Here is a 23,840-nt window from a genome sequence, read left to right on the forward strand (position 1 = left end):
GAGGGTCTATAAAGGGGAAAAATTGTCTTACGCTGCCTGGCTCCCGGGAGAACGACCTGGCTCAACAGTAGGCACATAACCCTTAGGCCTCAGGGCTTGCCCTGGCAAACCTGGGCGCGGGGCGCTGCTAGTCATTTATTTCTATGTCTATGTTTATGCTGCTTGAGTCGCTATGTTTATGCTTTTGCTTCTTTTGATGATGTTTGTCATGCTTATGGTCCTGCTTGACCGGTTGGCTCTCCTGCCAGGTGGTCATTGGCGCAATCTCCATCACATGAGCCGCGTCCGAGACGGGCCCTACATTCGCTGAGTGCTGCGATCCGGCGCCCGCTGAAGGCAAGGCAGGCCTGATATTCGGCGCGTTGCAGACAGCGGCGGCGCTGGGAGCCAGAGCAGCCTTGGAGGCTGCCGGCGCTTGCCAGCTATATAGAGCGGAACCAAGCAGGGTAGGAAATACGACGAAGACTGCTGCCCCAAGGCTCGCCAACAGAGCCTGGCGCGGCGACACCTTCCTGGGCTTCCTGCGTCCTGCCCCGAGAAGCTCATTTTCCTGGGAGAGCAGCCGAGTCAGCATAAGTCTATCCAGGGTGAGAGTGTGCCCCTGAGCCAGTTTTAAGGCTTGTTGGTAGGCTTCGGCAAATTCCTGGGCCGACTGAAAGCGCCTCTGCGGATCTTTCTCAAGAGCCTGCAAAACAACGCGCTCGATGCTACGCGGCAGATCTGTCCTGAGATGCGAGGGTGGAGTTGGGCGCTCGCGAATATGCTTGAGATAGATACCGATCGGCGTGCTGCCGGTAAAGGGAACATGACCGGTGAGCATCTGATAGAGCACAATCCCGAGCGCATACACATCGCTGCGCACAGTAACCGACTCATCAGCCAGCTCGGGAGCCATATATTCGGGCGTGCCTATCAAGTAGCCGCTAAGGGTGAGATCGGTCTCATCGCCAACTTTTTTCACAAGGCCAAAATCGGTGAGATAGGCATGTGTCCCATCTTGCAACAGGATATTTGAGGGTTTGATATCGCGATGCAAGATACCCTGCCCATGCGCATAGTGCAAGGCGGAGGCGAGCTGATCGAGCAAGTTGCCCGCCTCCTCAAGGTCCAGTGCGCCCTCCTGCAGGCGCTGCTTTAGCGTACCGGCAGCAATATATGGTGTAACCATATAAACCCAGGCTTCGAACTCCCCATGATCGAGAGCCGGGAGAATATGTTCGTGCTTCAAGGCCTGGCTGGTCGCGATCTCGCGCCTGAAGCGTTCGCAATGCTCTCTGTTGCTGCTGTGGACCAGCTTGATGACAACTGGCTGCAGGGTTCGGGTGTCTTTTGCCAAATAGATATCTGACATGCCCCCACGAGCCAGATGGCGCTCAATAAAATAGGGCCCTAGCGAGTGCTGTTCGAGTTCTGGCATGTTTCCCCCATGTATCAGTGGATATCTCTTTACTATACATGATACACGCCTATACAGCGGAATTGGTGTCAGGGGATAATGCTATTCAGAAGCTCCTTTGGCTCGCAAATCTACTGCAAGGGCAAGGCTCGCTCCAAAAAGCGTTGCCAGTTGCCGCTCATAATGCCAATGACATCCTCTTCTTTATAGCCAGCTTTGCGCAAAGCCTCAGCAAGTTTAATGGTATCGGCCACAGTATCAAGTTCGGCGGGAGTTTCCTCGCGACCAAAGCCGCCATCGATATCGGTACCAATCCCGATATGGCGCGCGCTGCCGGTAAGCTGGCAAATATGATCGATGTGCTTAACAACTTGATCCAGGCTAATCGGGAAGCGGTTCTGGCGCGTCCAGTTTTTGTCAATGAAGGGATTGGCGAAGACCATGCCAATGACTGCATCGCGCTCGGCAAGGGCCTTAATCATCTCATCGCTCAAGTGGCGATCGGTCGGCACGAAGGCCCGACAATTGCTATGGCTAGCGATGACCGGACCATGAAACAGCTCAAGGGCTTGCCAGAAGCTCTCTTCGGCCAGGTGGGAGATATCAAGCGCGAGCCCACAGCGCTCCATCTCGCGCAAAAGCTCTTTTCCGGCCGGCGTCAGCGGTCCTGGCGCGTGGGTGCCACCGCTGTAGCGCGTTCCTTGCCAGGCAAGACCAACGATACGCACGCCTTGCGCGAACCACTCGGCGGCTTCCTCGGGCGTGCGAATGGGATCGGCGCCTTCCATAAGTGGCACAATCCCAAATGGGCGATCCGCGTCGTCTTCGCGCGTGTGCTCCCAGGCCATGAGCAGCTCTTTAAGATCGCCCTGGTTCAGGATGAGCGAGACGCCGGGCTCTTCGGCAAGCTCGCGATAATACGAGAGCTGGCCTTTTCCTACACGGTGAGCCTCTTCAGCATTCCGATATGACTGCGTATAGCGAACCTTGATGTCCTCGGCGGCGGAGACGCTCTGCGGCTCCACAAAGATGGTGCCAAAGACAATGCCAAAGCCTCCCTGGCGCAATTGGGGTAAGCCAGACATGGCAATGTCGTTAAGATATTCATCTCCCTGCATGCGCAGCTGCTCCCGCCGGCGTACAGCCTGTACGGATTGGCGAATATCGCGGCCCCATTCCAGCGCGTTGTAGGCAATATCCTCGTGGGCATCGATGATTAACATACACTCTTTCTCCTGACTAAAGGTACTACTCTACTATCATACAATCTTTTCAGGCAGATTTGGGCGCGGGTATGGATAGTAATAAGCATGTTCATTGTTCTGCCCTCCATATTTCTTTTACGTATAGAATGGCTGACCTTCACAACAAGCTGAGCTGGAAAGCTTACGTGCTTTGCGCATAGGGGAGGGTCAAATAGTAGCTTCAGGAGGGCGGCGGAGGCATTGAAAACATGGCGTTGGGGCAAACCGGCCGTCTGCCCCAACGTTAAGGCTCATTGCTTGCGCAGACCATGGATCAACCAAGCACTTGCAGGAGCACGCGATTATTGGGGTCCACCCCTCCGGGAGCCTTGAACGAGTCAAGAGACTTGCCATCTGTGGCGCGCACTATCTTGATAAGGTTATCGGGCAGGCTCAGATAGACGCGCGCGTTATCGGCTGCCGGCGGATATTCGACGGTGAGGGGATCGTGAATACCATAGGTCCAGCGCTGCTTGCCGTTGCTGGCATCCAGAGCCACAAGGGTCTGTCCATCATGTCCATCGCTGTAGCGATAAAAGTACACGCCGCGCTCGGTGACCGTTGGATAAGAGCTGCCGGATGTAGAGCTATCCACATAGTGCCAGAGCTGCGCACCATCTTTGGCGGAAAAGGCATAGATGCTATTGCCTTGATTCGGTTGGCGATTCGTATTTACATAGATGGCTCCGTTTACAAGGGTCGTACCATAGCCTGTTAGAGAACCGTCAAGCGTATGGCTCCAGAGTTTCGTTCCGTTCGCCGTGCTGTAACCTTCAATGCGTCCAGAGGTAATGGTCAGAGCTAAGACGCCATTGACTATAAAGCCGCGCTCTACCTGTCCACCGGCCTCAGGGACCTTTTTCTGCCAGAGGACATGCCCATCATCGGCTCTCAGGGCGAAAAGCTCGCCCTGGCTCCCATTTTCGCCATAGACTGCTCCGTCCGCTGCCGCCAGCAAATTTACCTTATCGCCTTGCAGCGTATATTCCCACTTCTTTGCGCCATTAGCGAGGGCAAGAGCCTGCACAACGGATGAGCCCTGCTTCACCTGGGGAAGATAGAGCGTATCGTTGTAGCTGACAAGGAAGGTGTTATAGTACATTAGATGTGTTGCAAGATCCAGCTTCCAGCGTATTTTCCCGCTGGCAATATCCAGGGCATAGAGCTTATCCTGATCGTTCACCGTTCCTGCGATAAAGCAGGTGGTGCCGATGATCTGTTCACCAGAAGCAATCCGCCCGCCAGGTACTTGAAATTGCCAGATCGACTTATGCGTTTGCATATCGAGCCGATACAGGGCGTTATCCCCTAACACAAACATCATTTGCTTTCCTCCTGAATCGCCTGCGTTCGCGGGTGAGCCGGGTAGGCCCGAATGCGCCGTGGAGGCCAGTCGAAATAGCACAAGCATACTCGCTGTGAGCAGCAAAACGCAGATCACCGCAGCCAGCAGGTTTAGTTTATGGGCCAGGGGGTCAAATCTCGTGTGGCTCGGGGCTCCTTGCAGCATTCGATATCTCCTACCTTTAGGATGCAATGCCAGCGTCCGCCGTTGCCTGGCCTGAGTCATTTGAGTTTGCTCCAGACGTAGCCAGACCCGCTGCAAGGCGCTATCCTGCTCAGCAGGAGCAAAGTGCCGGTGGAGGGCGTGAACAGCAGCCTGAGCAGTTCTATCTAATTGCCCGTCCTCAGTAAATTTGTTATCAAGGTATTCATCTATCTGTTCATCTATTTCTTGCGGAAGAAAGACTTCTTGCTCATGTTCAGCCATTAGTGTTCCCCTCTCCCTTCTGCCTGTAGAAACCACGCACAGTATTTAAGGCGCGCGAGAGCATCGTGCGAATCGCGCCTTCTCGCTTATTGAGCACACTAGCAATTTCCGCACAACGCAAGCCAGCCATAAAACGCAGCTGCAACACTTCCTGCTGAGTAGAAGTCAGATTTCGCAAATAGGCGCGCAAATGCGTGTATTCTTCGTCACGGACAAGCGCTTCTTCGGGCATCCGTTCGCTGCTATCAAGCACGCTCTCCGCCTTCTCCAGCGGTAAAAAGTGACGGCGCCGCAGCCATCTAGAGTGATCGATCATCTTATTGCGAGCCACGGTCATCAGCCAGGCGCGCTGCTCTTCCTCGCGCATGCCTGCCAGGCGCGCTTCCTGTTCTAGCGCTACCAGGAAAACGTCGAAGAGCAGATCTTCGGCATCTTCGTGGGTTGGCGCATGTTGATGCAAATACGCCAGGATACCTGGCGCGCAGAGCCGATAGAGTCGGGCGCACAGAGAATCAACGTCGCTTTCTTTCAATGTTGCCATCTTTCTCCTGAGATATCTCAACCAGAGTAACGTCTCAAGGGAAAAAATGTTACATGCTTCTGAAAGTTGAAATTCTCCCTATTGCAGATTGTTTTTAGGGGGCGCAATTTAGCTTTACATGCGGGGCTAGAAGTGGGACAAGAGGCAAGCTGGGAAGCCCGTACACGCACATGAGATTAGCTTTCTTCTGCTTTAGTTAAGAGGTACTTTCATTTAGCTTTGTCGCTTTGATGCGGCTGAGGAAGCTCAGCCGCCCGCGCGCTTGACCTTATAGCTCAGCGCACTCAATTTGGCAATTACTTTCTCACAATGGTCGCCCTGGATCTCGATATTGCCATCCTTGACGGTCCCGCCGGAGCCGCACAACTTCTTGAGTTGTTGGGCCAGCGCATTCAATTCGGCCTCACTTCCCGGAACTCCATCGACCACGGTCACGGTTTTGCCACCTCGACCCTTGCGGTCACGCCTTACGCGCACAATGCCATCACTTTTGCGCGTCGGTTGCCCTGATTGGCCGCAGCGACAGTCTTTATATGGCAAGCCGCAGGTGGGACAGGTCGTCACGCGCCCACCATCGGTTGAATACACCAGGCGATCTGATTGCATATGCCCTTCCTCTCAGCATTAATTTCCAATATTCTTATCAAGCAATAGCTATGCTATCCACACTCCAAGCCATGGCCCGACGAAGCCGACATCCTCTTCGCCCTGCATTGTACCATAGTCGCTTTCCCATTTCCCACTTCACAGCAGTGTTCCCAACGATGGATCCTTGAAGGATCGTCAGGGAAATGTCGTGGCCTGAATCGGCAAGGCTGCTCTAGAATGGACCAAAGCTGACCAGGCAATTGGTTCACGGCTTCTGAACATCATTATAGTGTTGGACAATGTAAGAGAGACCTGCCGTTATGCATCTTTCTAAAACGTTATCAATTCTTAAGACCTGCAAAGAGAACTTTTTGTTTCTAGCCCAGAGCAGACGGTGGAAAAACCAGAACTGGAAAGCCCTGCCGGCAATCCCACCTACGTATTCAGAATAGAATTGTGAAGTACACCACAGTTTATTTTGATATATATAAATATAATAAGCATATTAGACGACAAAATTCCTTTTCAAAGAGAGGTAAAATATTATGGATATTCCCAGGATATTATCAAACATACGAGCAAGTATGGCTTTCTCTTTATTTTTAGTCAGGAGCGCATACGTATTCGCTGTTGGGTATGCTATATATCACCGCGAAACGATCCAGCAAAAACAGCAGCAGAATCAAGAGAAAAGCATTATACGCGGCGTTCGAGAAATGCACAACGGCAATAAGCGCCACACACGATCAATCGCACACAGCAGGCGATCCGGTGGGATACGCTCTTCCTCTCAGGGCTAATCTGTTGTGCCCTCAAGCCTTCCTCGATCATACCCCTGAGCGATTCCTAATTTCTTCCTTCACCTCGCCGTGTCTACGGACTTAACAATCATAATGAGAAATAAATGTAGGAGATTCGTATAGAGCTATTTTCTATTTTTATCAATGGCCTTAAAGAGAGGCGAAAACAGCAATCGACCTTCGTAGACAAGCAATAATCTTCTTCAGGAGAGCCAGGGCAGGTGTTCGCGCAGCTCGGGTAAAGCTTGCGCGACGGCTTCGCGGCCGGCCGCAATAAATTTATGGCCAGCGGCAAACTGGCGCAGCGAGACGCGATGCAGCCGGGGACGCAATACTACATCGGCCTCACGAATGCTATGCGTGCCAATCGTCGCCATAGCCAGATCATAGCTGCGCAAGAGCAGATCAATGATATGTGGCGAGCTCGCGTTTGGCTGCTCAGCTTCAGTTGACCAGCTTGCGGCATTGAGTAGCGCGGGCGGCTCCTGCCCGCCCAGTTCAGCCGCGAGCAGGATATCGGCTCCCATCTGGCGCACCTGGCGAATCGGGACCGGATCGTGCATGCCAGCATCGATAAGGATATGTTCGCCGATGAGCACTGGCGGAAAGATTCCCGGGAGGGCCACGCTGGCCAGGCAGGCTCTCCACAGCGGCCCACGCTCGATGGCTACCCCCGCACGCGTGGCCAGATCGGCCGCAATGATCGCAAAGGGCGTGGTCAGGTCCTCAAAGCGCACTTCTCCGCAGATGCTGCGCAACATTTTTTTGATCCCGCTATTAGAGAAGAGCGACGTGCGCGGAAAATTCCACCTGACGATGTGGCGCTGAATCTCCATAAAAATCGCCTCGCTCTCGGCCTGCGATTTGCCGATCAGATGCATACCGGGCGCCAGGATGCCGCTACTGCAGGCCGCGATATAATCAAGCGGGATGCCCATCTCCAACAATCCGGCCAGAATGCCCAGATGGGCAAAGCCGCGCGCACCACCTCCGCCAAAGGCAATCCCTATCGTCTGCCTGGCAATATATCTGGCGACAAAATCAACGGCCCGGCTCAAAGGCACTTCCGGCACTTGCTCACGCAAAGACAGCCGAGCTTGCCAGCACCGCTCCAGCAGCGCGTTATCGGCCGGCAATAAGCGTACAACAGGTTGCCCCAACTGCTGGGCATAGCGATCCTGCAAGCCGATAGTAGGCGCTTCGGGCACCCGGGTCACAAAGAGGGCTTGCTCGCAGGCCAGCGCCGGAGCAATATAGCTATGGATCGTGCAAGACGCCACAAGGGCTATAGCCCGCGCCAGGCGAATCGGTGGCTCTTCCTCACACAAGGCACTTATCACATGCGTCGGCGTCTTATCATCGGCCACCAGCAGAATGTAGTCATAACATCCTACCAGCTCGTCAAGTAGAGAAAGCACAGCCGTGTCCAGAATGAGCAGCTGCTCGTAGCTTGCCGTGAGCGGAGCAATGGCCGGAAAATACTGATCCTCGGCCGCAAGAGGCGCATAATGGGCCTGCAGGAGAGAGCGCTCCTGCGCGCAAGAGAGCAGATCGGGGCGCATCTGCCCTGCGTGCCTGGCAAAGTGCGCATAGCTAGCCTCCTCCTGGCTGCAAAGTTCCAGCAACAACACGCGCTTATGTGTGCACGCTGTCAACGCATCGGCCAGATGAAAGGCCAGGGCCTGCTCTAGAGGAGCTGCAGGCGGCTCGGACAAGCTCAGCAAGATAAACTGTGTGCGCTGAGGAAAGAGATGCTGGTTGGTGCGCGTCAGGCGTTGTGAGAGGATCGTATTGATATTCCTTGATAGCGTGGGACAGCTACCAATCAGGGCAAGAAAATCCGCCTGAGCCAGCGACCACAGCTCGGTCTCTTGCTCAGCATAGATGCTTGCGCCCGGCGGCTCTCCGCTAATCAGGGACATCTCGCCAAAGCACTCGCCCGGCCCCAGACGAGCCACCACGCGAGCCAGGGAAGAGGCGTGTGAGCCCTGCTGCTCATCCTCGCTGGGCAAGACCACACGCACCTGACCGCGCGCAATGATATAGAGCTGCCCATGCCAGCGGCCGCGCTCAAGAATGCATGCCCCGGGCTCATAGTGCGAGCTGCGCAGCCGAGCCAGAATAGCTTCACTTTCCTGCGGCTGCAAATGCCGGAATAACTCGCTTTTCTCGATGAGCTTATCTGCTCCCATGTCCTGCATGCTTTGATTGTAGCTACTATCACCTTCTCTGTCCAGTGAGCAAATTCACATGCAATGATTTTTCCGTTTTCTTATCCCTTTATCAGAATAACGAGGTAATGGTTAGTGGCGTCGAAGCTGCAGCGGTGACAGACGTTTTGCAACGCAGCAGATGAGTATAAAGTTTGAGTAGCACACTCTCTGCTGGCCTAAGAGTACGGGAGAGAAGAGTAATGAATATTAATGAGCAGTTGGAGAGTTTCCTGGCTGAATTAGGAGTAGAGATGGAACAACCGGAAGATAGGCTTTACAATGGTGACTCTGTTCCCGAGATATCCATTTTCCAGGCCTCACGCGATCATTATGGCGTCTTCTATCGTCTTGACATCATTGACTGCAAACCAGAGCTGCGCATCATGGTTCCTGTTGATAAGGGCGATACGAAGATGGATATCTATCTTGTACAACTGAGCGAGCATATGCCACTCAATACTTGCTTTGCCGAGATGTCAGTGTACGAAGGAAGCGCCGCCTACGAGCATGGACGCGAAGCTGCCCTGCAACATCTTCTGTACGCCTCGGCCGAAATGATGAAGCAGCTTTTCTGGTCCGGCGACCTGCAAAGCCTGAATTTCCCGCCAGAGATTGTAGTCTATCCGCTCTTGATTAATGACCGCAGAAGGAGCCGCTACCTGCGTTAGAATTCTCAAAATCTACAAACCAATTGACATTTTTGCAGATTTTGATAGATTTTTACTTGCCAGAGGGCTGCCATTCACGCTATTATATATAAGAGCCATTCACGGTCACCCTGGAGGAGCGAAGGACAGCAGAATTTAGCCTAACTCCTCCTGGGTGATCTTTGTGTGGAGAATTAGTGTTTACTTGCTTGCTGAAAAGTAAGTAAACATTGAGCAAAATGCTGACCGAGGAATGTTCATGCAAGAATATACATTTCCTGCCGTTGCAGCAGCGCGTACTGGAGCAGCCCGTTTTATGAATGCCTGCCATCACAGACAGCCTGATGCAACGCCAGTCTGGTTTATGCGCCAGGCCGGGCGCTGTCTCCCCGAATATCGAGCTCTGCGCAGCCGGTACGACAGTATGATGACTATGGTAAGGGCGCCCGAAATTAGCGCGCAAGTTACCCTCATGCCGATCAAAGCCTTTGGGGTCGACGCAGCTGTTATCTACTCCGATATTATGTTGCCCCTTGAGGAAATGGGCATGAATCTGGAGATCAAGCCAGATATCGGGCCTGTCATCCACAATCCTGTGCGTTCGCTCGCCGACATTGCGGCGCTGCGTGTGCCTTCTAGCGAAGAAATTACTCCCTACGTAATGGAAAGCATCGGCCTGGTGCGCCGCGAACTGGCCGGACAACAAGCGGTGATCGGCTTCGCAGGCGCGCCCTTTACGCTGGCTTCCTATATGATTGAAGGCGGACCCTCGCGCGATTATCGCCAGGCCAAAGCTATGATGTATGGCCAGCCCGAGCTATGGGACGCGCTGATGAGCAAGCTCGCTGATGTCGTCGCGCATAGCCTGGTAGCCCAGGTTCGCGCCGGCGCCGATGTTGTGCAGGTCTTCGATAGCTGGATAGGAGCGCTAAACCCTCACGCTTATCGACGCTTTGTGCAGCCCTATATGCGCCGCATTTTCGCTGCAGTCAAGCAGACCGGAGCTCCCGCAATCCATTTTGGCACCGGGACAGCGGCCCTGCTAGAGGCCATGGCCGAAGCGGGTGGCGATATCATCAGCATCGATTGGCATGTCGAACTTGATGAGGCCTGGGCCCGCGTTGGTTTTGAGCGCGGCGTACAGGGCAATCTTGACCCGACCTTGCTCCTCACCTCCTGGCCGACCATTGAGGCAGGCATGCAAGATGTGCTAAGGCGCGCGGCTAACCGTCCCGGCCATATCTTCAATCTTGGTCACGGCGTGCTTCCCGCCACCGATCCAGGCCTCTTGCGCCAGCTGGTCGAGGCTGTACACGAAGCCACTCAGAGATAAGACAGAACGGTGTTGAGAAATATATGCAGAAAGATACAACTCCTCCAAGCTTGCCGCCCCATAGCGGCGTAGCGCGCTTTATGGACGCCTGCTATCGTCGCCCGACCGACGCAACGCCAGTCTGGTTCATGCGCCAGGGCGGTAGCTGCCTGAGCGAATATCGAGCCATCCTACAAAAATACGACGTCATGACGATAGCCAAGACGCCAGAACTCAGCTCACAGGTCGCTGTGATGCCGATCAAGACCTTTGGAGTCGATGCGGCCGTGCTCTACGCCGATATCATGTTGCCGATCGAAGGCATGGGTGTCTCTATGTCTATCACGCCCAAGGGGCCTGTCATTCATAACCCGATCCGCAGCCTCAAGGATGTCGCAGCCTTGCACGTAACCAGAGCCGAGGAGGCCACGCCCTTTGTGCTGGATGGCATTCGCCTCATCCGTCGCGAGATAGAGGGCAAACAGGCTATCATCGGTATTTCGGGGGCGCCCTTTACGCTTGCCTGCTATATGATCGAAGGCGGGCCCTCGCGCGATTACCAGGTAGCCAAGGCGCTGATGTACGGCCAGCCCGAGGTATGGGACGCCCTCATGCAAAAGATCACCGACGTGATCTGCGATTATGTCAAGGCGCAGGTCAGTGCCGGCGCCGATGTGATCCAGATCTTTGATAGCTGGGTGGGCTCACTTAGTCCAAGCGTGTATCGACGTTTCGTCTTGCCTTATTCGCAGCGCGTCTTCGCTGCCATCAAGCAGGTGGGAGCGCCTTCGATCCATTTCGGCACCGGCACGGCGGCCCTGCTTGAAGCGATGGTTGAGGCCGGAGGCGATGTGCAGAGCGTGGATTGGCGCATCAATCTTGATGAGGCCTGGAAACGCATTGGGCCCGAACGTGGCATTCAGGGAAATCTTGATCCTACGGTAATGCATACCTCCTGGCCTACCATCGAGAGAGAAATGCAGGATGTATTGCAGCGCGCAGCCGGCCGCCCCGGACACATCTTTAACTTCGGGCACGCGGTACTTGTTCCCACGGATGAGGATCTCTTGCGCCGGCTCGTCGAGGCTGTACACGAAGCTACGGCCCGCTAGGGCACGCCACCTGCGCCCACACGAAACATGTTAAGGATGTTAGTTCGCACAAGCTAGATATAGTTTTGGGAACGATCGCGCCGATCGCTTCCCGCGTATAGAGGTAGAAAGTTATGACCCACAAGCATATAGGCGTTATGCTGATGACCTATGGATCACCGGCGACCCTTGACGACATTCCAGTATATCTTAAACATGTCTATGGCGGACGCGAGGCCTCTCCCGAGGTCATTGCTGAGTTCCGCCGGCGCTACGATCTGATCGGCGGCTCTCCCCTCCTGCGCATCACGCGCGAGCAGGCCGCTGCGCTGGAGGCTGAGCTCAACCACGAAAGCAGCGACGGCACCACCTATCACGTGACTGCTGGTATGCGTTTTGCGCCTCCCTTTATCGCCGATGTGCTGCCCGAGGCCGCCAAGGACGCGCAAGCTCTGGTCGGAATTATCATGTCTCCGCAATACTCGCCAATCATTATGAGCGGCTACGTACGTACGCTGCACGAGGCCGTCGAAGATTTGGGCCGCCAGGATCTGCAATTGCAGATCGCTGAGGATTGGCATCTACAGCCCTACTTCCTACAGGCTCTTGCCGAGCGCGTACACCAGGCCCTTGAGCGCTTCCCGGCCGATGTACGCGAGAAGGTTCCAGTGCTCTTAACCGCGCATAGCATGCCCAAACGGGTTGTCGAGAAAGAGCCCGACTATATCCAGGCCCTCAAGGATACGGCCACGGCCATCGCCAAGCTTGTCGGCCTGCCGGATGAGCGCTGGATGTTCTGCTATCAGAGCGCCGGGCATACGCCAGAGGAATGGCTCAAGCCCGACTTTGCCGATGTTATGCCCGAGCTGCACGAGAAGGGCTATGAGCATGTCTTGATCGCGCCTGTGCAATTCCTCGCCGACCACCTTGAGATCCTCTATGATATCGAGGTCGGGGCCCGCGAGCAGGCCGAAGAGCATGGCATCTTCTTCGCGCGCACGGAATCGCTCAACACCTCGCCACTCTTTATCAAGGCCCTGGCCCAGGTTGTCAAGGAAACGCTGGCAAGAATTCCCGCGACGAGCAATGCTTAACTTAGCTCTCGTGCTTCCTCACTTCAGGGCAATCTTTTTATGATTGCCCTGTTGCCTCGTACAAAAGCATATACCTCCTTTGCAGCTAGCATAACGCTCCTAGAATCCTCTAACATTTATTTCTACAGCTATCGGCCAGACGATCAGCAAGAGAAGAACACACAAGTTGTGGCGCCCAGCTCCTGGCTCTACAGTTTTTGCCTCTTGACATCCTGGCAACTTTAGCATAAATTGGTGACTGATAAGTCACAGTCAATTCTAGGGGTCATCTTCTAGTCTTTTTGTCAAACGATAACCCCAAAGTCAAAAATAAGACAATAGCAGGAGAACGCGATGGAAGCAGAGACGCCTCGGCGTTCACTCAGAGAGAAACAACGGCAAGAGCGCGCTGAACTCATTCTGAAGGCGGCAGAAGAGGTACTGGTAGAAAAAGGATATCATGAGATGTCAATGGAGGAGGTAGCCTTAAAGGTAGGGATTGCCAAGGGTACGGTATACCTGCACTTTGCCAGCAAAGAAGATCTTGTCTTCGCCCTTTTTGAGCGCGAACTTGCCACCTCCCTCAAGGTTATTGACAAGATTTTAGCCTCAACCGCTACGGCGCGTGACAAGCTGGAACGCATCCTTATCGAGCTGTATAAGGGTTTTCTTGGCAAACGCATACAACTGCTGGTAGCCCTCTATACAGGATTGGAGGGCCAGAAGGTGCTGGCAGCCAAGCACGAGCGCGTAGCGGGCTTTTGGAAGCAACTTTCCGCGCGGATTACCTCCCTGCTTGAGGAAGGGAAGGCTGCGGGCGAGATTACCAGCGCGATTCCCATTCCCGTTTTGCGCAGCACCTTCTTTAGCCTCCTCTCGCCGCGCGGCTTTAAGCAGCTGATCGTCGAGGAGCAGATGACTCCAGATGAAGTAGCAAGCTACCTGGCGCGCATCTACTTTCAGGGCGTTAGCGCCACTTAAGCCATACCGCCCGCAGGTAAAGGCCCGAACCTGAAGTGGCTGCGTTGCTGCATATATACATACGCACCCATGCCCAGGCCCGAGCCAGGCAATTTATGCCCTGGCTTACTCAACAGCAAGATAGCCCTGCAGCCATTCCTTGGCTCCCTCCGGGCCGCGCAAACAGAGCCAGAGCGGCCCCTCTTGCGGCTCGAATACGAGCTCAAAGCTAAAAAATTGGCAGCAGCGTCGCTCAAACTTGATCCATTCCACCAATCTCGTGATCAAAACATCTTCACTGGCAAAGCTAAAGGCATAGCCATCGGCAAGCTCCTGCCTCTGCTGGGCCAGCTTGTAGATTTCTTTCATCTCCTCAAGGCGTTCCTGCATCTGCTTAGCATCCTGAAGCTGGCAGGCCACCGGCACTTGCCCGAAAGAGGACTGAAAAAAATTGCGCAAAGTAAGCATCTCCTTTCCGTGCAAACGACAGACAGAGAGCACGTATAAAACGTACTGGCGCCACTATAAAACTTCATGTGTACTTGAAGTCAATACTTGAGGAGCTGCTTATAAATTTTTTGCAAACGTAAAGCATATTTGCGCCAGCTACTTTCGGCCTCCAGCGCCGCTATACCCTTCTCAGTCAGGTTATATTTGAGCTTCTGCACCTTGAGCATAGCCTGGACGAGGGCCTTACGGCTTGTCGCATCATAGAGAATGCTGGCATGTGGCGGGAGCATGCCATGGAAGCGCGGCAGATCGGGCACGATTACGCTGAGCTCGTGTGAGAGGGCCAGCATAGCGGTCTCCAGCACGCCGGCGCTACTCTGGGCAAAGTGGGGAATAACCACTGCCTGCGCAGCCCCCAGATACAGCGGTAGATCCTGCTTCTCAGGCTGCATGAAGAGATGGATCGCCGGATTAATGGCCGCACGTTTGGTAATGGAGAGTGGAAGCTCTTTATCACGAGGCGCGCCGATCAGGAGTAGCTGGGGCAAGCGGTCGGGATAGTGCATTCCCACATCAAAGAATGCCTCGATGAGATGTACAAGCTCACGTTCGGTGTGCAGATCGGCGAAGCATAGATAGACAAAGCCGTTGCCCTGGGGCAAGCCGAGCTGCTTATGCGCCTCTTCCCTGGCCACCGGCTGCGGATAATGGCCCAGAAAGCCCGGATGCGGGAGGCAGCGCACATGGCTGAGGATTTTCTTATCGGGATAGATGCGCTCGGGCTGCCGCGTATAGGTAAGGATGATATCGCTGCAAGCCTCAAGCTTGCGCTCAAAGGCCCGCCTGCTAAAGAAGCGCAGGCTGCGATCATTTTGCCACCAGCCACCGGCGTCGGTCGTGACCACACGCAGCCCTAATTTCTGGGCCAGGCTGAGCAGGAAGCAGAGAAGCTGGCGCTGCCAATGATTGAGATTATAGGCTCCCGGACGATAAAAATGGATAATACCGATAGACTGCCCTTCATAGGCCCGATGGCGCCAGATCCAGGCAAGAGAGAGAGAGGCCACGCAAGTTACACAGAGGATATTTTGCTCGCGCAACTTTCGCACAAACAAGCTGGCCTCTTTGGGCTCAGAGAGTACCAGCAGGACAGCTGGATGGGAAGTAAGCACGGGCGCGTGCTCAAGAAGCTTCATTTGCTGCAAAACACGTCCCCAGCAACGGGCCTGAGCAATCGCCGCTAATAGGCGCTCATCGGTTGGTTTGGAGGCCAGGAAGAGCAAAGGACGATGGACAAGCGCAATATGAGCCAGCTCATAGCACTCGCGCAAGAGCGCGCTAAGCATCTGCAGAGTAGAGCGCGGGGCCTCGACCTGCTCCTCAATGCTACGCATATACTCAAGCACCACCTCCGCCCGTCCATAGCGGTAAGCGCGCGCGCAAAAAAAGGCCTGTTGTAGGCGAGCGGCATGGACGCGATGATGCACAAGTGCCCGCGGCTCATACCATAAGCGATAACCGTGCTGACGTAAGCGCCGGCAGAGATCGGTAACTTGCAGTTCGGCCGGGGTAAGCGCGCTATGGGCCGGCAAGGTAGGGAACAGACCAACCTTGCGCAGCACTGCCAGTTTGACTGAGAAATTGCTGCTGCCAAAGTTCAGGCCCTCCGGCAAGGGCGCACGGGAAGAGAGCGGCACAAAATAGCCAAGCATCCCGAGCAGGCTATCGGTCAGCCAGTAGGGACGAGGAGCTTCCCAACGCAGTTCAACGCATCCTCCAATCGCATCGGCTCCCGTCTCCTCATAGGCATTGAGCAGATGCTCAAGGTAAAAAGGATCGGCCAGCGCATCATCGTCAAGGAAGACCGCGATATCCCCTTGTGCGGCCTGCAGACCACGATTACGCGCATGGGTCAGGCCACGATAGGGCTCGACAAGGCATTGCACATTCCAGGCCTGTTCCAGCCTTCTCTTTCGCGGCTGACCGGCATTGACATAACTATAGACCGTACTGACAGTTCCATCGGTCGAGCCGTTATCTATCACGATCACCTCGAACTGCTCATAGGCCAGAGTCTGCCGGCGCAGGCTGGCCAGCATAGAAAGGACAAGATTGCGCCGATTATATGTGCAAAGGATCACGCTAAAACGCGGGTTGGCCTGCTGATCTTCCCCGCCTTGAGTATGTGTATGTTCCTGATTAGCAATCGAAGTTTGTGGCTGAATAGTCATAGCATGTCTTTCTATCGGCATAACTCATGCTGCCTAAGCATATTTCTGCAAATGAAGATCGAACCAATGGCTGAGGCAACTTGCGCACTAGCGCTGGCCAGAGCGGCTCCCAGCATGCCCCACAGCGCCACGCATGGTATGGCCAGCACAATATGCAAGATAGCCACGCCAATACTTAGCCTCAATTGGGCAGTTTTACGCTGCCCATAGGACAGGTGCGTCAGGCTGACCGTAGCAACGCTGCTGAAGAAGCAGCCAACCAGCAAAATGCGCAAGGGTGCCACTGCCGGCAGATAGGCCCCGTTCAAGCCAGCGATAAGCTGCGGAGCGAGCACAGCGACCAGCAGGCAAATCGGCACAGCGAGCAAGGCAATATAGCTCGATGTCTTTACAAAGGCCCTATACAGGCCAGAATCGTGCGCCCCCGGCAGATAGCGGATCAGCCAGGGGAGCAGATAAGAGGCAAGAGCAGGGGCCAGCTCGATCATCCCGGTACTTAGCAAGATGCAGAGCTCATAACAACCAAGCTCGCTCGCCCCGCGCAAGCAGGCCAGCAAGAGAAGCTCGCTATGTTGCCAAACAATCACATCAAGGACAAATAGCAGAGGCTGATGCTTCAAGCCCTGCAACAAGCGTTCTCGCAAGAAAAAGCCCGGCGGCAAAGCCTCCCGCATTGGCAGCAAACGCAACACACAGACCACTGCAATGATCAGGGTCAGGGTATTGGCAAGAGTCAGAGCTAGCAGAAGCATCCCGACGTATTGACCGGGGAGCAGCGCAACAATAAAAATAAGCAGCAAGCTCAAAAACGCTCCACAGAGATGCAGGCCGGCCAGCAAGTTAGCGCTCCGTTGACTGCGCAGCGTTATCCCCACAACATTGCTCAGCAGGAGGGGAAGCGTAGAAAGCCCCGCCATCAGCAAGAGGAGGGGCCGGCAGACGCTAAAGAGCCAGGAAAGCGGGAAGGACAGCAAAAGATAGACCAGGCAGTAGCACAACATACTGCGGCATTGACGATACCAGAGGAAATAGAAAATCCCCGCCGCGTACCTTGGCGCTTCCTGACTCTGTATCTCGGCAAGCTGGCGATTGGCCTGTCTGGATGTCCCTGTGCCCAGGATAGGCACAAAACTAGCTGCCAGCCATAAGACCAGCATGTAGGTGCCGAAGTCGTCAGGAGCTAACATACGTAAAATGAGCACGTAGTTCCCGATGCCCAGCAGAGCAGAACAGCACGACATTGCAGCCTGCACCAATCCCGGCTGAAAAAAGCCACGCTTGCCCAGGGAACTACGCGCATGTACGAGAAACATCTCTCTTCCGTTCATATACCCTTACCCACTACCACTTAATCCCCGCAAAAGTTCAGCCCAGCAAAGATCCTGACCGCCTGGCTTAAGGACAGGTCTCGACAAGCGATCTGCCCGGCTCCTTGCTGAACACAACACTAGAGAGCGCCGCAAAAGCCTGCAGCGCTAAGCTCTGGCCTTCAGGTAGCCGGGAAACAGGGCTCAATAGGCTGAATGGTTTCAGGAAGAGATACATTGCTGGCCTCCTGGGCCACCTCAAACAGATGCACAACATCCGGCAGGAGTATATTTTCAGGATCGTCTAGCAACGACCATGTTGGTGAGGTAGGTGAAAAGATGCTTTGATTAGGAAGCATCGCCGGATCAGGAATGAGCGGTATACTCCAGGAAATACTCCAGTATATTTCATCCACACGTACATCCCCCCACAGAACCGAACGGCCAGAGCGGCCGGGCCCTGCACTATGCCTGTTTCTGAGGGGTCTGCTGTTGCGCTGCAACCGGAATTGCGCTTCCTTACACAGCGGCTACGGCACAAGTAACAGACTCCCAAGAAACCTGCCCACTATGCCATGCAGAGCGCCTCAAGTGCTGGGAAGATGCTCGTAGAAAACTTACAGCGCATCTTCTACCTTCTTCTGCTCTGGCTTCCCCAGTCTGGAGAGGCCTGAAGCCACACTTGAAAAGCTCTGGCTGTGCTACTCAGAGCTTCCCTTTTCTTCTCAGCGGGATTGTTAAGAGCTTCGGCCCTTAATCCGGGGCTCGCGGGCCGCGTCGCGATCTAGCGAATGCGCCCCGCTCCCTCCCACCTCTCGGCGACTAACAGCATGCTTGAAAAGCTCTGGCTGTGCTACTGTAAATATATTCCTCAATGTATATCAACATGTATTATAGTGTATTGTGGTAAATGTAAGAGTTACGAACTGGTTGAATATGTGTTAACATCTGCCTTCTTGATGTTAAGAATCGAAAAAACAAAATCCACATAATTTCTTTACCCATTTAGAGCGGTCTTAACTTGATCACAACCCGATCAAAATCTCTGTCACGGCCAGCAAATTTGTATTATATTGATAGTCTTTTTTCCTGGCTTTCTGCTGAAGTAAATAGCAAATGGGGAGGTAGTGGAGCAGTGATAGCACATGAGTTGCGCGATACATCGATCAATTATCAGGCTGAAGAGCAAGTTGCGATCTTGCATATACGAGGCGGTAATCAGGAGCAAGGAGCAATATACAGAGCCGCCGAGCGCATCCGAAGGAATATCCGCCACGGCGATTCGGTCATCGTACTTGGTTGCACCTGTGCGGTTGTCTTGCCGCACACGGCTTTGCCTGGCGCCCAGCTTGTCGCCACACGTATTGTCAAATTACTTATAGACGTTGAATACGAACTGCAAATAGTATCTGGCCCGGCCGCCTTGACGCTTTTACACAACTTACAGGAGAATCAAGAGGCGCGGGTAATCCAAAAAGAGCCACTTGAGGAGCAAGCCTTGCAGGCGGCTCTCAGGCCGGCGCATGACATAGAGGCGTTGCCCTATCTGGCTTTTCTTGCCAGCTATCCTTCGCGCCGTCTTCTGCACATTTTCCCTTATGAGCTGGCTTGCCGCTATCGTTGCGTCCCGGTAGGAGCCGAGCGCCGCGTCCTCACTGTGGCCACCAGCCAGCGGTTAGATAGAGAAGTCATTTCACTCTTTCAGCAAGCGACGCAGCGAACGATCTTTCAGGTGCGCTGCGAGGCCGGCATGATTGAGGAGCTTTTAGGCTACTGGCAACGCACGCTTGTCTAGCAAGCAAGCCCGGACCGGGCTTTACCAAACACCACACGAGAGCTCGCCTGGCTGGCAAAGTGCTCAGCTTCAGGTAGAGCTCTCTTTTATGCGTCCTGGCTCGGAGCTAGGCTGCTGACGGGACGCGCTGGTCCTCATCAGCAATACACAGAACACGACGTAGATTCGTCAGGGCAGCCTGGATACGTTTCTTGAGGGTATTCTCGGAGGTTGTCAGAACGCGCGACATTTCTGCCAGCGTCATTCCATTATAATAATGAAGGACAATAACCACCTTTTGCTTGAACGGCAAGTTATCAACAGCATTGGTAAGATCCCAGCTGCGCTCAAGGTGGCCCTTGTAATGTTCCGCCGCTTGCGCAATACTGTTGATCTCTTGTTCGCAGATTACCTGGCGCTTAAACGCCGTGGAGCGAGCCAGGCGACGTTTAAAGCTAATACACTGGTTTACCACAATACGCATGAGCCATGGACGTAAAGCCCCCGCTTTACGCAATTCAGGCAAGTGGTGCCAGGCCTGAATCAGTGCATCCTGTACGACATCTTCGGCGATATCACGATCTCCAACAATCATCGAAGCGGTTCGCAACATTATCGCGCTATATTGCTCAACAATATCGCTAAAGGCCTCCTGATCTCCTTGCAAAATACGGGTCACTAGCAGCATTTGTTCAGACTTTTCTGCCTTTTCGCTTCCCGTCTGTGAGCTTGCTTGCTCATAGAATGTAGGGTCCAGGGCCTCTGGCGGCCCCGAGTCCAAAATAGCGGGTGTGTGGGCTGTAATCATGCGAGTATCCTTGTGCTTGTGTTTACTGTGCAAACCATATGCATAAATATAACATATGATGTGCGTATCAACAAGGCAAATCTACTCATAGAAATTTTGTTGTGTATAGTTTGTTCATACTTTGGGAAGCGAATAACCGCAGCAGTAAAAATAGAATTTTTGCTCATAAATACAATTCTACGGCCTGTAGATATCTTGTACGCCAGTTATTAGCTCATGCATTTGTTTCTTATTTACGCGTGTGGCTCGCTCTGCTCTTGTTCCAGGGGTTCCAGGGGAAGCGTCCCGGTCCGCTGAAACTGCTCCGGGTGCCCCTGGCGCCATTCGGTCCAGACCGAGATCAAGATAGCCTGCAGGACGCCAGCAATAGGGGAAGCAAAGAGGGCTCCCCAGATGCCAAAGAGTTCGGCGCCGGCCACAAGAGCAAAGAGGGAGGCAATGGGATGTAAGCCAACGGCTTTCCCTACGATGCGCGGTCCTACCACTTCGCTTTCAATTACATGTACAATCACAAAATAGACTAAGACGCCAACAGCAATCGGCCAGCCTTTGGTCAAGCCAATAAGCACACAGACGGCACCCGAGACCAGGGTACCCAGAACTGGAATAAAGGCCATGGCGAAGGCAAGGGCGCCAAGGAAGATAGCATAGGGAAGCTGGAAGATAAATTGCATGCCGATCCCGACCAGGAGCGCGATCAGCACGGCAAGCGTAAGCTGTCCACGGATATAGCCGCCCACGACCCGCTGCAACGTGTCGAGCAGAAAATTGGCCCGCGTCAGGCGTGGGGCATTGCGCCGCACCCAGCTTACGAAGCGCGAGCCATCGATGAGCAGATAGATGCTCAGCACGGCCACCACAATGGTATCGATGGCAAAATCGGCAAGGCTGCGCAAGTAGGGTACCGAGTTTTTGGCAAAGTCGCCGGCCTGGGTGATCATTTGCTGGCGCGCGGCGGCGATCTGCCCGGGCGTGATGCCAAACTGAGCAAGTCCCTGCTCAATGGAGCGCAAGGGATTATCGGTATTGGGATTGAGCAACCCCTGGACCGAGTGGATTAACGAGAACGTCTGGTGAACCGTGGCAATGGCAATCAGGTAGAAGAAGACGCTAATCGCGCCAAGAATGACAAGATAGACAATCAAAATAGCCATGAGCCGTGGCATGATGCGCTCTAATAGCTTGACAACTGGCGCGAGGGCATAGGCGAACAGGGCGGCAATGGCCAGGAGCAAGATGGCCCGAATGATGTGCGAGGCGGCCCAGAGGATCACGGCGATCAAGGCAATCCAGGCTAAAATAGCGAGGGGAATGTCGCGGCGTCTCGCCCATTTAGCGGCTTGCTCCTCTGTCGGTGGCGGAAAAAATCGGCGCGTCTCTCTAAGCATGTTCATTTCTGGCTTACCCTGGTTTCTCAATTGCCTAACCCGTAAAGCTGTCAGCTGTTACAGTTCTCTTGCTGTCTATCTTAAATGCATGCCACTATAATACGCTATCTCTCAATTTCGCGCCAGTCCTCTGAGAAATTTTTCCAGGGCCTTACCACGCAGATTTTGCACCCTCCACTTTCAGATACAATGCATCGCTCTGCTTGATAATCGCAGGCCCGGCTAAGTGCTTACTTGAAAAGAGGATATTGGCGCACTTCTTGCATGAGCCGCTTCACCCCATAATGAAAATAGGTAAGATCAATCTCGGCCCCGCAAGCCCGGCGTCCATTGCTACGAGCCGCCATACATGCTGTAAATAGGCCTCCAAAGGGCTCCCACACGACATCGCCCTCATCCGAAGAGGCGCTAATGATCATAGCCATAAGATCAAGCGGCTTCTGATTGAGATGAAGCGCCTTTCCATTGTCACCATTGCTCTTAAAGCGCTCGCTGCCGTGAAGGGCGTTGCGCTCCCACACATTGGTAAAGCCATGAGGGCAGCTAAATTTAGCGCGCATGCGGGTCCATTGTTCCAGGGAGCCGGGGTTCTTGCCATCGAGCGAAAAATATGGCCGTCCTGCAGGGTCGCCATGGATGTTGGCATATTCCTGCAATTTTACAAACATCTCGGGAGGAGGGAAGTACCAGAGGTGGCCCTGATCGAAATACTTACGTGTGGCAACATTTGCCCCGCCGCACGCCTCATTTGCTTTGTAAATGGGAAGACCGGTGCGCTTCCATTCCTGTAGCAGCCATGTCTTGAGCTCAAGACCATTGATACGAGCTTCATAGATATACTGCACACACACTTCAGAAACAACGGGAAAACGCCTGATTTTAGGAGTATTGACATTGCCGGCAATATGGCCCTTTCCCTTATTCCAAATATTGGCATTCATATAACGCCAACCATACTTTTCAAGAATTGGGTGAACAGTGGCCCACCCGATCTCTGAGTTCAAGAACCATAGAGTTGTAGATGGTGTTGCCCGTTTTGACCAGGCAGCGATATGCGGCTCATACCATTGGGGCAGAGCCAGGTGATCTGAAGTGTCACCTTCAAAGCCGAGGACACCATAACCGCCATCAGAGACAATTACTGTTGGTGTATCCCATTGATGATAATGCTCAAGGCTATCGCCTAACTGGACAGAAATAAAATCATCAGCCCAGGCCGTTAGGCCCGCTTAGCTTGCTTCAATCTCTTTGACAGTACGTCTCCGTCCCACAGTACTTGTTGGTATGTGCCTTCTCTTTGCTGAACTTCCTACGAGTGCTTCCACGTTCTCCATACGCATGTTAGATCACCCCTCATTAATAATGTAAGAGGATACATAGTGTAGCAGATTCTTATAGAGTATCAATATCTTCCTCGACCTATCGATAATAGTCTATTCTCGCAATCTTTTTTTACGCACATTTGTAAACCAACACATTCCCCTTACTGTTGCCTACGCAACGATCTTGCCCCTTTGCTGATTGCTCAAAGCGTTGGCATCCCTTACTCTTCTAAATGAAATAGAAATATAAGGAAGGTGTATTTATGGCACACATACTTTCTGCTTGGGCTAAAGAGTTTCTCCGCGAAGCCCGTCTTGCCGTCGTTAGCACTTTGAACAAAGATGGCAGTTCCCATCTGGCCTCGGTCTGGTATATGCTGGCCGATGATGGCACGCTCGTCTTGACAACCGGGGGACATAGCCAGAAAGCGCGCAATCTGCGGCGCGATCCCCGCATCGCCCTCTGTGTGGGAGAGGCAAATCGCTCGGTCAGCCTCTACGGAACCGTGACGATCAGCGAGGATCAGACGCGCGTGCGGCAGGATCTTGAACGGCTGCTAGAACACTATATGAAAGATGCGGGGCTAAGGCAGCAAGCGCTCACGGGCCTACTCCAGCGCTCTCCCATTGTCCTCCATTTCAGGCCCGAAAAAGTTACCGAATTTGCCGGAATGGCGTAGTTTCGCGATCCCGGATACTCACGAAACGAGATTGGAGCGGCTGGCGCCTCGTGCCGCTCCAATCTCAATGTTAGTTGGTTCTCGCTCGCGGCAAGCCGAACACTGGCGAACAGCTCGATACTCTGTGAGACGTGCGGCTTGAAAAAGTTTATGGGACGAAACACTTACCATTCCAGCAGAGAAGGTTGCGCGGGAAGAAAAAGTCGCAACAAAAAAGGAGAGGCGTGAGGCCTCTCCATGGCTA

The 23,840-nt window shown here is 53.8% G+C and carries 20 protein-coding genes; 7 read left to right on the top strand and 13 right to left on the bottom strand.

The genetic code is table 11. The features are described from left to right. Positions 1-127: 127 nt before the first annotated feature. The 6 genes from EPA93_RS27955 to EPA93_RS27980 form a co-directional block, all read right to left on the bottom strand. Positions 128-1,417: a serine/threonine-protein kinase gene (locus EPA93_RS27955; RefSeq protein ID WP_129890670.1), complete on the bottom strand. Its 1,290-nt coding sequence runs from the start codon at positions 1,415-1,417 to the stop codon at positions 128-130. A 110-nt stretch (positions 1,418-1,527) separates the two neighbouring features. Further along, positions 1,528-2,619: a dipeptidase gene (locus EPA93_RS27960; RefSeq protein WP_129890671.1), complete on the bottom strand. Its 1,092-nt coding sequence runs from the start codon at positions 2,617-2,619 to the stop codon at positions 1,528-1,530. Between the two features lie 295 nt (positions 2,620-2,914). Next, complete coding sequence (locus EPA93_RS27965) at positions 2,915-4,411, bottom strand: outer membrane protein assembly factor BamB family protein (RefSeq protein WP_129890672.1); 1,497 nt, start codon at positions 4,409-4,411, stop codon at positions 2,915-2,917. Further along, positions 4,404-4,952 carry an RNA polymerase sigma factor gene (locus EPA93_RS27970; RefSeq protein WP_129890673.1) on the bottom strand — a complete coding sequence of 183 codons (549 nt, stop codon included), beginning with the start codon at positions 4,950-4,952 and terminating at the stop codon, positions 4,404-4,406. The genes EPA93_RS27965 and EPA93_RS27970 overlap by 8 nt, the downstream gene beginning before the upstream one ends. A 246-nt stretch (positions 4,953-5,198) precedes the next feature. Beyond that, a complete protein-coding gene (locus EPA93_RS27975; protein WP_129890674.1) occupies positions 5,199-5,558 on the bottom strand; it encodes a translation initiation factor Sui1 in 360 nt (119 codons plus the stop codon). Positions 5,559-6,543: 985 nt separating this feature from the next. Continuing rightward, a complete protein-coding gene (locus EPA93_RS27980) occupies positions 6,544-8,532 on the bottom strand; it encodes a cyclic nucleotide-binding and patatin-like phospholipase domain-containing protein (RefSeq protein WP_165423440.1) in 1,989 nt (662 codons plus the stop codon). Between the two features lie 221 nt (positions 8,533-8,753). Here EPA93_RS27980 and EPA93_RS27985 point away from each other — a divergent pair, with 221 nt between their 5' ends. The 5 genes from EPA93_RS27985 (at position 8,754) to EPA93_RS28005 (ending at position 13,657) form a co-directional block, all read left to right on the top strand. Continuing rightward, positions 8,754-9,221: a hypothetical protein gene (locus tag EPA93_RS27985; protein ID WP_129890676.1), complete on the top strand. Its 468-nt coding sequence runs from the start codon at positions 8,754-8,756 to the stop codon at positions 9,219-9,221. A 238-nt stretch (positions 9,222-9,459) separates the two neighbouring features. After that, on the top strand, positions 9,460-10,533 hold the full coding sequence (gene hemE / locus EPA93_RS27990) for a uroporphyrinogen decarboxylase (protein ID WP_129890677.1): 1,074 nt from the start codon (positions 9,460-9,462) through the stop codon (positions 10,531-10,533). 23 nt (positions 10,534-10,556) lie between these two features. Beyond that, positions 10,557-11,624 (top strand): uroporphyrinogen decarboxylase, encoded by a 1,068-nt coding sequence (gene hemE / locus EPA93_RS27995; protein WP_129890678.1) that lies wholly within the window; start codon positions 10,557-10,559, stop codon positions 11,622-11,624. Between the two features lie 113 nt (positions 11,625-11,737). After that, positions 11,738-12,697, top strand: coding sequence for a ferrochelatase (gene hemH / locus EPA93_RS28000; RefSeq protein ID WP_129890679.1), 960 nt, complete (start codon positions 11,738-11,740; stop codon positions 12,695-12,697). Between the two features lie 333 nt (positions 12,698-13,030). After that, entirely contained in the window at positions 13,031-13,657 is a 627-nt protein-coding gene (locus EPA93_RS28005; RefSeq protein WP_129890680.1) for a TetR/AcrR family transcriptional regulator, read from the top strand. A gap of 105 nt (positions 13,658-13,762) precedes the next feature. On the opposite strand, the gene EPA93_RS28010 is transcribed toward EPA93_RS28005, so the two are convergent. The 4 genes from EPA93_RS28010 to EPA93_RS28025 form a co-directional block, all read right to left on the bottom strand. Continuing rightward, positions 13,763-14,095, bottom strand: coding sequence for a hypothetical protein (locus EPA93_RS28010; protein ID WP_129890681.1), 333 nt, complete (start codon positions 14,093-14,095; stop codon positions 13,763-13,765). A gap of 89 nt (positions 14,096-14,184) precedes the next feature. Beyond that, positions 14,185-16,338 carry a glycosyltransferase gene (locus EPA93_RS28015; protein ID WP_129890682.1) on the bottom strand — a complete coding sequence of 718 codons (2,154 nt, stop codon included), beginning with the start codon at positions 16,336-16,338 and terminating at the stop codon, positions 14,185-14,187. Next, on the bottom strand, positions 16,329-17,630 hold the full coding sequence (locus EPA93_RS28020) for a lipopolysaccharide biosynthesis protein (protein ID WP_165423441.1): 1,302 nt from the start codon (positions 17,628-17,630) through the stop codon (positions 16,329-16,331). The genes EPA93_RS28015 and EPA93_RS28020 overlap by 10 nt, the downstream gene beginning before the upstream one ends. A 176-nt stretch (positions 17,631-17,806) precedes the next feature. Continuing rightward, the gene (locus tag EPA93_RS28025) at positions 17,807-18,040 is read right to left on the bottom strand and encodes a hypothetical protein (RefSeq protein WP_129890684.1); all 234 of its coding nucleotides are present in this window, start codon (positions 18,038-18,040) and stop codon (positions 17,807-17,809) included. Positions 18,041-18,759: 719 nt separating this feature from the next. On the opposite strand from EPA93_RS28025, the gene EPA93_RS28030 reads away from it, so the two are divergent. Beyond that, positions 18,760-19,419 carry a GspE/PulE/PilB domain-containing protein gene (locus EPA93_RS28030; protein ID WP_165423442.1) on the top strand — a complete coding sequence of 220 codons (660 nt, stop codon included), beginning with the start codon at positions 18,760-18,762 and terminating at the stop codon, positions 19,417-19,419. 106 nt (positions 19,420-19,525) lie between these two features. Here the strand turns inward: EPA93_RS28030 and EPA93_RS28035 are convergent, their stop codons facing one another. The 3 genes from EPA93_RS28035 to EPA93_RS28045 form a co-directional block, all read right to left on the bottom strand. Next, the gene (locus tag EPA93_RS28035) at positions 19,526-20,206 is read right to left on the bottom strand and encodes an RNA polymerase sigma factor (RefSeq protein WP_129890686.1); all 681 of its coding nucleotides are present in this window, start codon (positions 20,204-20,206) and stop codon (positions 19,526-19,528) included. A gap of 233 nt (positions 20,207-20,439) precedes the next feature. Further along, positions 20,440-21,600: an AI-2E family transporter gene (locus EPA93_RS28040; RefSeq protein ID WP_129890687.1), complete on the bottom strand. Its 1,161-nt coding sequence runs from the start codon at positions 21,598-21,600 to the stop codon at positions 20,440-20,442. 224 nt (positions 21,601-21,824) lie between these two features. Next, entirely contained in the window at positions 21,825-22,793 is a 969-nt protein-coding gene (locus EPA93_RS28045) for a DNA methyltransferase (RefSeq protein ID WP_207229680.1), read from the bottom strand. Positions 22,794-23,179: 386 nt separating this feature from the next. On the opposite strand from EPA93_RS28045, the gene EPA93_RS28050 reads away from it, so the two are divergent. Beyond that, entirely contained in the window at positions 23,180-23,596 is a 417-nt protein-coding gene (locus EPA93_RS28050; RefSeq protein ID WP_129890688.1) for a pyridoxamine 5'-phosphate oxidase family protein, read from the top strand. Positions 23,597-23,840: the final 244 nt, after the last annotated feature.

Source organism: Ktedonosporobacter rubrisoli, assembly GCF_004208415.1.
GTDB classification, from domain to species: Bacteria; Chloroflexota; Ktedonobacteria; order Ktedonobacterales; family Ktedonobacteraceae; genus Ktedonosporobacter; species Ktedonosporobacter rubrisoli.

Bases quoted from the DNA above. Each gene is read 5' to 3' on its own strand.
- EPA93_RS28035 (WP_129890686.1), bottom strand. From the start codon at position 20,206: ATGATTACAGCCCACACACCCGCTATTTTGGACTCGGGGCCGCCAGAG.
- hemE (WP_129890677.1), top strand. From the start codon at position 9,460: ATGCAAGAATATACATTTCCTGCCGTTGCAGCAGCGCGTACTGGAGCA.
- EPA93_RS27975 (WP_129890674.1), bottom strand. From the start codon at position 5,558: ATGCAATCAGATCGCCTGGTGTATTCAACCGATGGTGGGCGCGTGACG.
- hemH (WP_129890679.1), top strand. From the start codon at position 11,738: ATGACCCACAAGCATATAGGCGTTATGCTGATGACCTATGGATCACCG.
- EPA93_RS27960 (WP_129890671.1), bottom strand. From the start codon at position 2,619: ATGTTAATCATCGATGCCCACGAGGATATTGCCTACAACGCGCTGGAA.
- EPA93_RS27980 (WP_165423440.1), bottom strand. From the start codon at position 8,532: ATGGGAGCAGATAAGCTCATCGAGAAAAGCGAGTTATTCCGGCATTTG.
- EPA93_RS28040 (WP_129890687.1), bottom strand. From the start codon at position 21,600: ATGAACATGCTTAGAGAGACGCGCCGATTTTTTCCGCCACCGACAGAG.
- EPA93_RS27970 (WP_129890673.1), bottom strand. From the start codon at position 4,952: ATGGCAACATTGAAAGAAAGCGACGTTGATTCTCTGTGCGCCCGACTC.
- EPA93_RS27965 (WP_129890672.1), bottom strand. From the start codon at position 4,411: ATGGCTGAACATGAGCAAGAAGTCTTTCTTCCGCAAGAAATAGATGAA.
- EPA93_RS28050 (WP_129890688.1), top strand. From the start codon at position 23,180: ATGGCACACATACTTTCTGCTTGGGCTAAAGAGTTTCTCCGCGAAGCC.
- EPA93_RS28020 (WP_165423441.1), bottom strand. From the start codon at position 17,630: ATGTTTCTCGTACATGCGCGTAGTTCCCTGGGCAAGCGTGGCTTTTTT.
- EPA93_RS27955 (WP_129890670.1), bottom strand. From the start codon at position 1,417: ATGCCAGAACTCGAACAGCACTCGCTAGGGCCCTATTTTATTGAGCGC.
- EPA93_RS27985 (WP_129890676.1), top strand. From the start codon at position 8,754: ATGAATATTAATGAGCAGTTGGAGAGTTTCCTGGCTGAATTAGGAGTA.
- EPA93_RS28005 (WP_129890680.1), top strand. From the start codon at position 13,031: ATGGAAGCAGAGACGCCTCGGCGTTCACTCAGAGAGAAACAACGGCAA.
- EPA93_RS28015 (WP_129890682.1), bottom strand. From the start codon at position 16,338: ATGCCGATAGAAAGACATGCTATGACTATTCAGCCACAAACTTCGATT.
- hemE (WP_129890678.1), top strand. From the start codon at position 10,557: ATGCAGAAAGATACAACTCCTCCAAGCTTGCCGCCCCATAGCGGCGTA.